At 68.8% G+C, this 13,025-nt stretch carries 11 protein-coding genes; 6 read left to right on the plus strand and 5 right to left on the minus strand.

From position 1 onward, the window contains the following. The first annotated feature begins 150 nt into the window (after positions 1 to 150). The 3 genes from ABEU20_RS24105 to ABEU20_RS24115 all read left to right on the plus strand — a co-directional run bounded on the left by ABEU20_RS24105 (position 151) and on the right by ABEU20_RS24115 (position 5,847). Positions 151 to 2,160, plus strand: coding sequence for an alpha-1,4-glucan--maltose-1-phosphate maltosyltransferase (locus tag ABEU20_RS24105; protein ID WP_420166910.1), 2,010 nt, complete (start codon positions 151 to 153; stop codon positions 2,158 to 2,160). After that, a complete protein-coding gene (glgB, locus tag ABEU20_RS24110; protein ID WP_420166911.1) occupies positions 2,157 to 4,352 on the plus strand; it encodes a 1,4-alpha-glucan branching protein GlgB in 2,196 nt (731 codons plus the stop codon). The genes ABEU20_RS24105 and glgB overlap by 4 nt, the downstream gene beginning before the upstream one ends. A gap of 91 nt (positions 4,353 to 4,443) precedes the next feature. Next, on the plus strand, positions 4,444 to 5,847 hold the full coding sequence (locus ABEU20_RS24115; RefSeq protein ID WP_420166927.1) for a neutral zinc metallopeptidase: 1,404 nt from the start codon (positions 4,444 to 4,446) through the stop codon (positions 5,845 to 5,847). A 22-nt stretch (positions 5,848 to 5,869) separates the two neighbouring features. On the opposite strand, the gene ABEU20_RS24120 is transcribed toward ABEU20_RS24115, so the two are convergent. The 3 genes from ABEU20_RS24120 to ABEU20_RS24130 all read right to left on the minus strand — a co-directional run bounded on the left by ABEU20_RS24120 (position 5,870) and on the right by ABEU20_RS24130 (position 8,541). Next, complete coding sequence (locus ABEU20_RS24120; RefSeq protein WP_420166912.1) at positions 5,870 to 6,778, minus strand: tetratricopeptide repeat protein; 909 nt, start codon at positions 6,776 to 6,778, stop codon at positions 5,870 to 5,872. 105 nt (positions 6,779 to 6,883) lie between these two features. Then, positions 6,884 to 7,264 (minus strand): DUF3817 domain-containing protein, encoded by a 381-nt coding sequence (locus ABEU20_RS24125; protein ID WP_420166913.1) that lies wholly within the window; start codon positions 7,262 to 7,264, stop codon positions 6,884 to 6,886. A gap of 83 nt (positions 7,265 to 7,347) precedes the next feature. Beyond that, positions 7,348 to 8,541, minus strand: coding sequence for an acetyl-CoA C-acetyltransferase (locus tag ABEU20_RS24130; protein WP_420166914.1), 1,194 nt, complete (start codon positions 8,539 to 8,541; stop codon positions 7,348 to 7,350). A 91-nt stretch (positions 8,542 to 8,632) separates the two neighbouring features. Here ABEU20_RS24130 and mce point away from each other — a divergent pair, with 91 nt between their 5' ends. Beyond that, complete coding sequence (gene mce / locus ABEU20_RS24135; protein ID WP_420166915.1) at positions 8,633 to 9,112, plus strand: methylmalonyl-CoA epimerase; 480 nt, start codon at positions 8,633 to 8,635, stop codon at positions 9,110 to 9,112. 98 nt (positions 9,113 to 9,210) lie between these two features. After that, positions 9,211 to 10,143: a coiled-coil domain-containing protein gene (locus ABEU20_RS24140; protein ID WP_420166916.1), complete on the plus strand. Its 933-nt coding sequence runs from the start codon at positions 9,211 to 9,213 to the stop codon at positions 10,141 to 10,143. Here ABEU20_RS24140 and ABEU20_RS24145 read toward each other — a convergent pair. Together ABEU20_RS24145 and nucS are read right to left on the minus strand one after the other, a co-directional pair. Next, the gene (locus ABEU20_RS24145) at positions 10,140 to 10,469 is read right to left on the minus strand and encodes an ATP/GTP-binding protein (protein ID WP_420166917.1); all 330 of its coding nucleotides are present in this window, start codon (positions 10,467 to 10,469) and stop codon (positions 10,140 to 10,142) included. The genes ABEU20_RS24140 and ABEU20_RS24145 overlap by 4 nt on opposite strands. A 59-nt stretch (positions 10,470 to 10,528) precedes the next feature. Beyond that, positions 10,529 to 11,218, minus strand: a complete 690-nt coding sequence (gene nucS / locus ABEU20_RS24150) for an endonuclease NucS (protein ID WP_420166918.1) — start codon at positions 11,216 to 11,218, stop codon at positions 10,529 to 10,531. A gap of 44 nt (positions 11,219 to 11,262) precedes the next feature. On the opposite strand from nucS, the gene ABEU20_RS24155 reads away from it, so the two are divergent. After that, positions 11,263 to 12,861, plus strand: a complete 1,599-nt coding sequence (locus ABEU20_RS24155; protein WP_420166919.1) for an adenylate/guanylate cyclase domain-containing protein — start codon at positions 11,263 to 11,265, stop codon at positions 12,859 to 12,861. Positions 12,862 to 13,025 lie beyond the last annotated feature (164 nt).

The following is a 13,025-nucleotide window of genomic DNA, read 5'->3' on the forward strand; positions in this document are numbered from 1 at the left end:
ATTGCCCCGCGATCGCCTCGAGTGGACGAGCCGTGAAGTCGATCTCACCGATTTCCCGTCCACGATCCCGACGCCACGCGACCCGCTGAACTACCGTTGATCCATCACTCGACCCTGTCCCAGGACAGTCGGAGCCCGAACGGAGTACGTGTGCCAGGTCGCCTCGCCATCGACGATGTGCTGCCCTCGATCGACGGCGGCCGGTTCCCGGCCAAGGCCGTGGTCGGTGAGGTCTTCCCCGTGTCCGCGACCGTGTGGCGCGAGGGCCACGACGCGGTGGCCGCGACGCTCGTCGTCGAGGGACCGGGCGGTTCTGCGGAAACACTGCGGATTCCCATGCATCCCGGCCACGTTCTCGATGCCTTCCACGCGTCGTTCGCGCCGACGGGGGTCGGCACCTGGACGTACCGGATCGAGGCGTGGGGCGACCCGATCCAGACGTGGCGCAACGCGGTCGAGGCGAAGCTGGGCGTCGGACAGGGGCCCGCAGACCTCGCGAACGATCTCGAATCGGGCGCCCGCCTCTTCGAACGCGCCGCCGACGGCGCACAGGACTCGGACCGCGCTCGGCTGCTCGCCGTCGCGTCCGCCCTGCGGTCGGAGCGGCAGCTGCCGGTCCGCGTCGCCCCCGCGTTCTCGTCGGAGGTGGCCGAGGCGCTGCGGATCCGGCCGCTGCGCGAACTGGTGACGGCGTCGCGCACCTACGACGTCACCGTCGATCGCCGACGTGCCTTGTTCGGGTCCTGGTACGAGTTCTTCCCCCGCTCGACCGGCGGCTGGGACGAGCACGGTGCCCCACGCCACGGCACCTTCGCGACGGCCGCCGCAGACCTGCCACGGGTCGCCGCGATGGGCTTCGACGTGGTGTACCTGCCGCCGATCCACCCGATCGGCGAGGTGAACCGCAAGGGCCCCAACAACTCCCTGACCGCGGGGCCGGACGACGTCGGATCCCCGTGGGCGATCGGCTCGGCCGACGGCGGCCACGACGCCATCCATCCGAGGCTCGGCACCGAGGCCGACTTCGAGGCATTCGTGGCCGAGGCCGAGCGCCTCGGGCTCGAGGTCGCGCTCGATTTCGCGCTGCAGTGCGCGCCCGATCATCCGTGGGCCGCTGCGCATCCCGAGTGGTTCACCGTGCTGCCCGACGGCACCATCGCGTACGCGGAGAACCCGCCGAAGAAGTACCAGGACATCTATCCGCTCGACTTCGACCACGACCCGGACGGTCTGCAGGCCGAGGTGCTGCGCGTCGTCCGGCACTGGGTTCGCCTGGGCGTGAAGATCTTCCGGGTCGACAACCCACACACCAAGCCGCCGAGCCTGTGGGAATGGCTGATCGCGGAGGTCAAGCGCACCGATCCCGACGTGCTGTTCCTGTCGGAGGCGTTCACCCGACCGGCCCGGCTCTACGGGTTGGCCAAGCGGGGGTTCACGCAGTCGTACACGTACTTCACGTGGCGGGTGCACAAGTGGGAGCTCACGGAGTTCGGTAACGAGATCGCCGCCAAGTCGGACGAGGCCCGCCCAAACCTGTTTGTGAACACGCCGGACATCCTGCACGAGAGCCTCCAGCACGGCGGCCCCGGCATGTTCGCGATCCGGGCCGCGCTGGCCGCGACGCTCGCACCCACGTGGGGCGTCTATTCGGGGTTCGAGCTGTTCGAGCACGTCGCAGTCCGCCCGGGCAGCGAGGAGTACCTCGATTCGGAGAAATACCAGCTGCGCCCGCGCGACTATGCCGGCGCCCGGGCGCGTGGCGAGTCGCTCGAGCCGTGGATCACGACGCTCAACCGGATCCGCCGCGCGCACCCGGCGCTGCAGCAGTTGCGGAACGTGCACTTCCACCACGTCGACAACGACGCGCTCCTCGCGTACTCGAAGTTCGACCCGGTCACCGGCGACGCCGTGCTGGTCGTCGTCAACCTCGATCCCTTCGGCGCGCAGCAGGGATTCGTCTCGCTCGATCTGCCCGCCATCGGCCGCGACTGGCACGACCACCTGGCCGTGCACGACAAGGTGAGCGGCGAGCACTACGACTGGGGACAGCACAACTTCGTCCGACTCGAGCCGTGGCGTGCGTGCGCGCACGTGCTGGCGCTGCCACCGATTCCCTTCGACGCGCGCCGCCGCCTCGCCGACCGGGAGCACAACCCGTGAGCGCCCCGGACCCGGTGTGTCCTCCCGACCCGCACGACCTGACGCTGCTCGCGCAGGGCACCCACCACGATCCGCACTCGGTTCTCGGCGCGCACCCCCGCGCCGACGGCACCGTGATCCGTGCGCTGCGGCCGGGCGCCGAGTCGGTGTCGGTGCGGATCGGCGGCCGGGACCACCCCCTGCACCGCGTCGCACACGACGTCTTCAGTGCCCTCCTGCCGATCCGGGACCTCACGGACTACCGCTTGGTGGTCACGTATCCCGGCGACCACGTCGTGGTGACCGCGGACGGCTACCGGTTCCTGCCCACCCTGGGTGAGCTGGACCTGCACCTGTTCGGCGAGGGCCGGCACGAACGCCTCTGGGACGTGCTCGGCGCGCACCCTCGCACGTACGAGACGCCGGACGGCGTCGTGCGTGGGACGTCGTTCGCGGTGTGGGCGCCCGCGGCCCGCGGCGTGAGCGTGCTGGGCCAGTTCGACCTGTGGGGTGGACGCACCTTCCCGCTCCGGGTGCTCGGGAGCACCGGGGTGTGGGAGTTGTTCGTCCCCGACGTCGGCGTGGGCGAGATGTACAAGTTCCGCATCCACGGCCACGACGGCAGCATCCGCGACAAGGCCGATCCGATGGCGTTCGCGACCGAGGTTCCCCCGGCGACGGCGTCGATCGTCACCGAGTCGGCCCACCGGTGGACCGACCACGAATGGATGGCCGCCCGGTCCGGGCTCGAGCCCACCCGGGAACCGCTGAGCGTCTACGAGGTTCATCTCGGATCGTGGCGCCCCGGCCTCGGCTACGCCGAGCTTGCCGACGAGTTGAGCACGTACGTCATCGAGGCCGGCTTCACCCACGTCGAACTGCTGCCCGTCGCCGAACACCCGTACGGCGGCTCATGGGGCTATCAGGTGACGTCGTACTACGCCCCCACCGCACGTTTCGGATCGCCGGACGACTTCAGGTACTTCGTCGACCGTCTGCACCTGGCCGGCATCGGCGTCATCGTCGACTGGGTGCCCGCGCACTTCCCGAAGGACGAGTGGGCGCTGGCACGCTTCGACGGCACGCCCCTGTACGAGCACGCCGATCCGCAGCGCGGCGAGCAACTCGACTGGGGCACCTACGTGTTCGACTTCGGCCGCCGCGAGGTGCGTAACTTCCTCGTCGCCAACGCGCTGTACTGGTTCGACGAGTTCCACGTCGACGGCCTGCGCGTCGACGCCGTCGCGTCGATGCTCTACCTCGACTACTCGCGGCCAGCCGGGCAGTGGACACCCAACGTGCACGGCGGCCGGGAGAACCTCGAGGCCGTCGCGTTCCTCCAGGAGATGAACGCGACCGTGCACAAACACCATTCGGGTGTCGTCACGGTCGCCGAGGAGTCGACGTCCTGGCCCGGAGTCACCCGGAACACCAGCGTCGGCGGCCTCGGGTTCACGATGAAATGGAACATGGGCTGGATGCACGACACGCTCGGCTATCTGCAGCGCGACCCCATCCATCGCAGCTTCCACCACAACGAGATCACGTTCTCGCTGATGTACGCGTGGAGCGAGCACTACCTGCTGCCGATCAGCCACGACGAGGTCGTCCACGGCAAGGGCACGCTCTGGTCCCGGATGCCCGGCGACGACCGCTCGAAAGCCGCCGGGGTACGCGCGTTGCTCGCCTATCTGTGGGCGCATCCGGGCAAACAGTTGCTCTTCATGGGTCAGGAATTCGGCCAGAACAGCGAGTGGTCCGAGGAACACGGCCTGGACTGGCACGAGCTCGAGGATCCCGCGACCGGAGATCTGCATCGGGGCATCCACGCGCTCGTGTGCGCGCTCAATGCCACCTACCGCGCCACACCCGCGTTGTGGTCGCTCGACACCTCGCCCGGCGGCTATTCGTGGATCGACGCGAACGACACCGAGAACAACGTGCTCAGCTTCCTCCGATACGGCAGTGACGGCTCGATCGTCGCGTGCCTGTTCAACTTTTCCGGTTCGGCCCACTCCGACTACCGTGTGGGCTTGCCCGAACCCGGAACCTGGTCTGAGATCCTCAACACCGACGCGCAGGACTTCCGCGGATCGGGGCTGGGCAATCTGGGGGCGGTGACCGCCACGGTGCGTCCGTGGCACGGTCGCCCGGCCTCGGTGGTGTTGACGCTGCCGGCCAGCGCGGCGATCTGGTTGGAACTGCAACGGTGAGGGGACACTCGGTGACTGGGCTGGATCGGTGAGGGCACGATCGCGACGGGCAACGACGGCCAGGACGTTGATCGCGGTTCTGGTGACGGCGATGTTCGCGGCCACCGCCTGCACGACGACCACCGAGGGTCAGGCCGTGTCCATCTACGACGACCCGTTCACCGTCGCAGGGCTGCCGGCGCGCGGCGGCCCGAGCGGTCCTCGCGAGGGCGTGCCGAACGCCCCGCTCGCGGTGGCGGGCACCGACGGCGGTGAGGTCGACGCGCTCGCCGCCAACGCGATCTCGGACATCGAGGACTACTGGGCGAGCGAGTATCCGACCGTCTTCAAGGGCAGCTTCGCCCCGGTGTCGGAGTTGCTGTCGTGGGACCCGGACTCCCCGAACGGCACCCGGTTCTGCGGGATCGAGACCGACGACCTGGTCAACGCCGCATACTGCATCAGGCAGGATTCGATCGGCTGGGATCGGGCGTATCTCCTGCCGAGCCTCATCGACGCGTTCGGGCCCATGTCCGTGGTGATGGTCCTCGCCCACGAATACGGTCACGCGATCCAGCACAAAGCCGGACTCGTCGGCGACGACGACCCGGGCATCGTGGTGGAACAACAGGCGGACTGTTTCGCGGGCGCGTTCATCCGTCACGTCGCCGAGAACGGGGCGCCCCATTTCACCCTGAACACCTCGGACGGCCTCAATTCCGTACTCGCGGCGACGGTGTCGGTCCGCGACGCCGACCCGAACGACCCGGACTCGATCCACGGCTCGGCCTTCGAACGGGTCACCGCGGCCCAGATCGGCTTCACCGACGGCGCCGGCGCGTGCACCCGGATCGACGCCGACGAGATCATGTCCCGGAGGGCCGATCTCCCACAGGGATTCGACGGCAGCAGCGACGACGGTGAACTTCCCGTGACGAAGGAGAGCCTCACGGTGCTGTTCGACTCGTTCGCCGCGGTCTTCGCGCTCGACGACCCGCCGAAACTGGACCTCGACGGCATCGACACCACGTGCGCGGACGCGGCCGCCACCCGGCCCGTCTCGTATTGCCCGTCCACCAACACCATCGGCGTGGACGTCGCCGAGCTCGCCGCCCGTAGCCGCCCCACAACGGAGTTGACGGGCGTGGACCCGTTGCTGAACGTCGACGTCGTCGGCGACTACAGCGCCTACGTCCTGGTCGCGTCCCGGTACACCCTCGCGGTGCAGAAGGCCGCCGGACAGTCCATCACCGGGCCCCAGGCCGCACTGCGCGCCGCCTGCCTGTCAGGGTCGGTGACCGCCGCGCTCAGTCCCGACGGCTCCACCACCGGCGCCGAGCGCCGGATCTGGTTGTCGGCGGGCGATCTCGACGAGGCAATCTCGGGGCTGCTCTCCGACGGCCTGGCTGCCAGCGACGTCGACGGTGACACCGTGCCCAGCGGCTTCTCGCGCGTCGACGCGTTCCGCACCGGTGTACTCGGTGGGCAGAAGGCGTGCGACGGGCGCTACCGCTGACCCGGTTGCGTCCGGCCCCGGCTCAGTAGAGCGCCGAGGCCAGCTTCCGCCGCGCCGCGACCACGATCGGCTCGGCCGGATCGAACAACTCGAACAGCTCGAGCAGGCGCGTCCGGACCGTCGTTCGATCGTCACCGAACGTGCGCTTCACCAGTGCGACGAGACGGTCGAAGGCGGCTTCGGGCTGCTGCGAGTACAACTCGGCGTCGGCGGCCGCGAACTGCGCGTCGATCGAGTCCGGCTGCGCGTCGGCGACGGCGATGACGTCGTCCGGCAGATCCTGCACGCGGGCGAGGAAACGCACCTGACGCAGCGCGGCCTGGGCTTGCTGATTGCCCGGCTCCGAGTTGAGGATGAGGTTGTAGGCGGCCTCGGCGCCGGCGAAATCACCCTCGTCGAGCGCAGTCTCCGCGGCGACGAAACGGGGGTCCTCGGGCTCGGGCTCGGGCTCGCCGTCACCCGACGGCGGGCCGGCCAGCTTGCCGGCGACCGCTTCCTGGAGCGCGGCGATCCACTGCCGCAGCTGGGGTTCGGGCTGAGCGCCCGCGAAGTCGGCGAGCGGACGACCGGCCGCGATCGCGACGACCGTCGGCACCGACTGCACGCCGAACGCCTGGGCGATGCCCGGGTTCGCGTCGACGTCGATCTTCGCGAGGACCCAGCTGCCGCCGCCCTCGTGCGCGAGCTTCTCGAGGACCGGGGACAGCTGCTTGCACGGACCACACCACGTCGCCCACAGGTCCACGATCACCAGCACCTGGTTGGACCGGTCGAGGACCTCGGTCTGGAACGTCGCCTCGGTGACGTCGATGACGGGGGGCAGCCCGGTGGTGTTCACGGGGGCGCCGCCGTCGGAGGGCGGACCGGTGGGAGCGCTCGGCGGTGCCGGCGCGCGGTCCTTCAAACCGGACAGATCGACGGCTCCGGACATGGCCGCAGCGATTGCAGGGGACGGACGAGAACCGGGTCGAGTCACGGTTCAAGTGTGGCACGAGTGACGGGCGCGCATCCATCCCGGCCCGTCACTCGAAGGCGACTACCGAGCCGGTGCCGGTGCGCGCCGAACGGCGTTCGTCGAGTCCGCCGACAGCTCGCCGAGCTGACCCGTCACCTTCGCGGACCACTCGAAGAAGAGCGTGCCAAACGGCGGAATGCTCAGATAGAGAGCGAGGAGCGTGGTAGCAGGATGCCAACGCAGTGCACGCGCCGTAAACAACGTGACAATGATGTAGATCACGAAGATCGCACCGTGGATGGGGCCGAAGATCTTGACGCCGACCTCGGGGCCCTCCTCGGGCAGGTACTTGAACGCCATGCCGATCAACAGACCGGCCCAGCTGATCGCCTCCAGAACGGCCACGAAACGGAAGCGCTTGGGCCACGAGCTGAGATCGAAGAAGTTCGCCATGGCCGCCATTGTGCCCGAGAAACTACGACACCCCGTAGTTGAGACTCGTCACAGTCTCGACCACGGGGTGTCGTAGAGGAGTAGTGGTGCCCCTACTTCTTCGGCACCCGGACGATCAGGGCGTCACCCTGTCCGCCGCCACCGCACAGTGCGGCCGCACCGACGCCGCCGCCGCGGCGCTGCAGTTCGAGCACGAGATGCAGCGCGATGCGGGCACCCGACATCCCGAGCGGGTGGCCGATCGCGATGGCACCGCCGTTGACGTTCACCTTGGCCGGATCGATGCCGAGTTCACCGGTCGACGCGATGCCGACAGCGGCGAACGCCTCGTTGATCTCGACGACGTCGAGGTCCTTGGGGTCGATGCCCTCGCGCTCGCAGGCGCGGGCGATCGCGCGGGCGGGCTGCGACTGCAGCGTGGAGTCCGGTCCGGCGACGACGCCGTGCGCGCCGATCTCCGCGATCCACTCGAGCCCGAGCGCCTCGGCCTTCTCCTTGCTCATGACGACGACGGCGGCCGCGCCGTCGGAGATCTGCGATGCGGTTCCGGCGGTGATCGAGCCGTCCTTCGCGAACGCCGGGCGCAGCTTCGCCAGCGATTCGACGGTGGTGTCGGCACGGATGCCCTCGTCCTCGGTGACGACGATCGGCTCACCGCGACGCTGCGGGATGGTCACCGGCACGACCTCGTCGGCGAACAGCCCGTTCTTCCAGGCGCGGGCCGCGTTCTGGTGCGAGGCTGCCGCGAACGCGTCCTGCGCCTCGCGCGAGATGCGCTGATCGTCGTCCTGGTTGCGCTGCTCGGTGAGGTTGCCCATCGGCTGGTCGGTGAAGATGTCGTGCAGGCCGTCGTAGGCCATGTGGTCACGCAGCGTGACGTCGCCGTACTTGAAGCCCTCGCGGCTCTTCTCGAGCATGTGCGGGGCCCGCGACATGGACTCCTGGCCGCCGGCCACAACGATCTCGAACTCACCGGCACGGATTAACTGGTCGGCGAGTGCAATGGCGTCGATACCGGACAGGCACACCTTGTTGATCGTGAGGGCGGGGACGTCCATCGGGATGCCCGCGGCGACCGCCGCCTGGCGCGCCGGCATCTGCCCGGCGCCCGCGGTGAGGACCTGGCCCATGATCACGTAGTCGACCTGCTCGGGCGCCACGCCGGCCTTCTCGAGCGCGCCCTTGATCGCTACACCGCCGAGGTCGGATCCCGAAAGATCCTTCAGGGATCCGAGCAGTCGTCCGACGGGGGTACGTGCCCCGGCAACGATGACAGAAGTGGTCAAGATTTCCTCCAGCGGTCGATCTTGTTCCGGGCAGCGGTCTCAGCCGTGACCCGGCGCGAACAGTTCAAACGGTAGCGCTACCGTCTGATACATGACATCTTCCTCCCCCAGCACCGCCCCGAGCGGACTGACCTCCGAGCTCGTGACCGCGATCGACCACGTCGGTATCGCGGTGCCGGATCTCGACGCTGCCATCGCGTGGTACGGCAAGCACCTCGGCATGGTCTCCCTCCACGAGGAGGTCAACGAGGAGCAGGGCGTCCGCGAGGCGATGCTCGGCTACCCGGGCCAGGCTGCCGGCGCCCCCGCGATCCAGCTCCTGGCCCCGCTGAACGAGAACTCCACGATCGCGAAGTTCATCGACCGCAGCGGCCCCGGCCTGCAGCAGCTCGCGTTCCGCGTCACCGACATCGACGCAATCAGCACCCAGCTGCGCGCCGACGGCGTCCGCCTGCTGTACGACGCTCCGCGCCGCGGCACCGCGAACTCGCGCATCAACTTCATCCACCCGAAGGACGGCGGCGGCGTCCTCATCGAGCTCGTCGAGCCTGCCGCCGACGGCGGACACTGACGGGTCCTCCCCGACACGTCCGCGGAGCGGGCCCGGTGTGACGATGCCGGTCCCACTCCGCGGGCACATCGCCGGTTACCCCCGGTAGATTGGCAGGCATGGCCTACGACCGCGGCATGCCGTTCACCATCGTCCGCAAGGGATACGACAAGGACGAGGTTCGTCGATACTTCGACCGTTTCGACACCGAACTCCGCCTGATGGCGACGGACCGCGACGCGGCGGCCGCGCAGGCTCGTGAACTGGCCAACCAGCTCGAGGACGCGCGGGACGAGATCGACGAGCTGCGCCGCGACGTCGATCGCCTGTCGGTCCCGCCCACCACCGCCGAGGGCATGAGCGAGCGCATCTCCCGGATGCTGCGCCTGGCGTCCGACGAAGCATCCGAGGTGCGCGCCAAGGCCGAAGCCGAAGCCGCCGAGATGCTCTCGGTCGCCGAGCAGGAGAGCGAACGGCTTCGCAAGCTGTACGAAACGAAGACCGAGGAACTCGAGAAGCGCCGCGAGGCGCTCGAACGCGAGCACGAGCAGACGATGCAGGCGGCGCGCGCGGAGGCCACTCGCATCGTCCAGGCCGCGCAGGCGGAGAGCGACCGACTCACCGCGGAGTCCGAGGCCAAGCGTGTCCAGGTCCAGCAGGACTTCGAGATCACGATGGCCGAGCGCCGCGCCAAGACGATCGCCGCGATCGAGGAACTCGAGGCATCGAGCAAGGAGGAGGCCCATCGCCGTCTCACCGAGGCGAGCCAGGAGGCAGCCCGACGCGTCCAGGTCGCGGCCGAACAGTCGGAGCGCAAGATCGCGCACGCCAAGGAGCTCGCCGAGGAACTGCGTGTTCTTCGCGGCCGAATCCTCGCTCAGCTGTTGGGCATCCGTGGCCAGCTCGATTCGGTGCCGGCGATGCTGGCATCGGTCAACCGCGAGGCCGAACTGCTCGACAACGTCGGCGCGACCGAGGTCGATGCCGAGGACGATTCGGCCGTCGAACCGACGGACGACGAGGTATCCGAGAACGCCCCGGCGACCACCTAGGACCAGCGGCGGGTCAGCCCGCGTGTCCGACGCCCCGCCCAGCATCCCGTGTGCCAGTGCCGCCGGTCGTCGGCGCCACCGGCGTCGGCCGGCCACGCGACGACGTGCGCCACGCCCGGCCGGACCTCCTGGTCGCACCCGGGACAGCGGTAGGTCTTGGTCGCCCGGGCACCGGGGATCTGCCGCACCATGAAGCGCTCGTCGTCGTAGCCCGCGGGGCCCGACTCCTCACGGGCCAGCGCGTCGCCGAACAGGCCGCCGCGACTCTCCCCGGACGACCCTCCGGGTCGACGCGGGGACTTGTGGGGCTGGTTACGACGCGGCACGCCACCAGTCTAGGTGGCGCCGTCCGCGCGAGCCGATGTCGCTCAGAACAGCCAGTCGCTCAGAACAGCCGGAACTCGGTGCTCTCGGTCCCGCGCAGCGCTTCGTAATCGAGGACGAGACAACGAATCCCGCGGTCGGTGGCGAGCGTCTTCGCCTGCGGCTTGATCTGCTGGGCCGCGAACACGCCGCTGACCGGCGCCAGCAAGGGATCGCGGTTCAGCAGCTCCAGGTAGCGCGTGAGCTGTTCGACGCCGTCGATCTCACCGCGTCGCTTGATCTCCACCGCCACGGTGGCGCCGTCGGCATCACGGCACAGCAGATCCACCGGCCCGATCGCCGTCATGTACTCGCGACGGATCAGGCTGTAACCGTCGCCGAGCGTCTCGACATGTTCGGCCAGCAACTCCTGCAGGTGCGCCTCCACGCCGTCCTTGACCAGCCCCGGATCGATACCCAGTTCGTGGCTCGAATCGTGCTCGATCTCCTCGATCGTGATCCGAAGTTCCTCGCCGCCCTTGTTGGTGACGACCCACAGGTGCTGCTCGGCGCCGTCCGGCCCCTCGCCGTCGGTGGTTTCGGAGAGCCAGCACGGCGGGCTCATCCAGTTCAGCGGCTTGTACGCACGGTCGTCGGCGTGGATGCTCACCGACCCGTCCGCCTTGATGAGGAGCAGTCGACGCGCCATCGGCAGATGGGACGTCAGACGACCGACGTAGTCGACACGGCAACGAGCAATGACAAGACGCACTCGGCCCACCCTAGTGGATCGAATCGGTCTACTCTCGAACGACTATGGACCCGCGCCGATCCGCCTCCACGCCACTCGGATCCCGCCTGCTCGGAACGCCGACCGAGACGCCGCGGATCCGACGCATCCGGGTCCAGACCCTCCTGACGACCTCCCTGCTCGGCGCGAACATCGTCGGCGCCGCGGTGGTGGCGATCCTCGTCACGTACGTCGTCCCCGGTCCCGAGATGCTTACCGACGAGTTCCGTTTCCTCAATTTCGTCGTCGTCCCGGTCTACCTCGCGGTGGCACTGCTCGTCGGAACCATCAGGGGCACCAGACGCGCGCTGCACAGCCTCGAATGGATGATGCAGGACCGCAGCCCGACTCGCCGCGAACAGCTGACCGCACTGAAGATGCCCTGGCGACTGACGAAGATGCAGATCGGCCAGTGGACGATCGCGCTGGTAGTCCTCACCACGTGCTACGGGCTGGTGAATCCCGAAGCGATCCCCAAGGTGGCCTTCACGATCGCGTTCGGTGGCCTCACGATCTGCGCGTTCAGCCACGTCTTCAGCGAGTTCGCGCTGCGACCGGCGTCGGCGCGGGCGCTCGAGGCAGGAAACCGTCCGGACATCCGGCTCGGCGGCGTCGTCGGACGGACGCTGCTCGCGTGGATCCTCGGAACGGGCGTGCCGATGACTGGACTGATGATCGTCGCGGTCTTCAGCTACTTCAACCGGGACACGACGCGAGACCAACTGGTGATCGCGATCGTCGGCCTCGGTGCCATCACTCTGGTGTTCGGACTCCTCCTCGTCCTGCTGTCCGCGCGCGCAACCGTCGCACCGATCCGCGCCGTCAACGCCGGCATGGGCCGGATCGAGGCAGGCGACCTCGACACCTCCGTCGTCGTCTACGACGGCACCGAACTCGGCGCGCTGCAGTCGGGCTTCAATCGGATGGCCGACGGCCTCCGTGAGCGCGAGCGGATCCGGGATCTGTTCGGCCGACACGTGGGGCACGACGTCGCCGCGGCAGCGCTCGTCGAGCCGCCACGGCTCGGCGGTGAGGAGCGCGAGGTCGCCATCTTCTTCGTCGACCTCGTCGGTTCCACCGAGCTGGCTGCGACGCGTCCCCCGGGTGAGGTGGTCGACCTGCTCAACAGATTCTTCGAGGTCATCGTCGACGAGGTCGACCGGCAGGGTGGTTTCGTCAATAAATTCGAGGGCGACGCGGCGCTCGCGATCTTCGGTGCACCGCGCGACCTCGACGACGCGCCCGGACACGCACTGGCCGCCGCACGCACCATCCGACGGCGCCTCGCGGCGGAGGTTCCCGAATGCCGAGCCGCGATCGGGGTCGCTGCCGGTACCGCGGTCGCCGGCAACGTCGGAGCCCGGGAACGGTTCGAGTACACCGTCATCGGTGACCCCGTGAACGAAGCTGCACGGCTCTCGGAAGTCGCCAAGAACCACCCCGACCTCCTCCTGGCGTCACTGACCACCGTGGAACGGGCAGGCACGCAGGAAGCACAGATGTGGGCTCCGGGTGACGAGATCAGACTGCGTGGCCGATCGATGCCCACACGCCTGGCGCATCCCATCGAGCACATGCCACAGAGCGGTTCTCGCGGCGCCCTTTCCGGGGGCACCACGGTCTAGAAGGCATCCGGAGCCGCTGGTGAGGCGTGCCGGTTGTCTCGGATTCGGCATGTCGGCGTCGGCATTGCAGCTGGGAACAGATGGATGCGGAAATGCCGAAGGCCCCCACCAATACTGGTGGGGGCCTTCGGTTAACGGGTGTTCGGCGGTGTCCTACTCTCCCA

Source organism: Rhodococcus parequi (genome assembly GCF_046042785.1).
In the GTDB taxonomy this organism is placed as follows: domain Bacteria; phylum Actinomycetota; class Actinomycetes; order Mycobacteriales; family Mycobacteriaceae; genus Prescottella; species Prescottella parequi.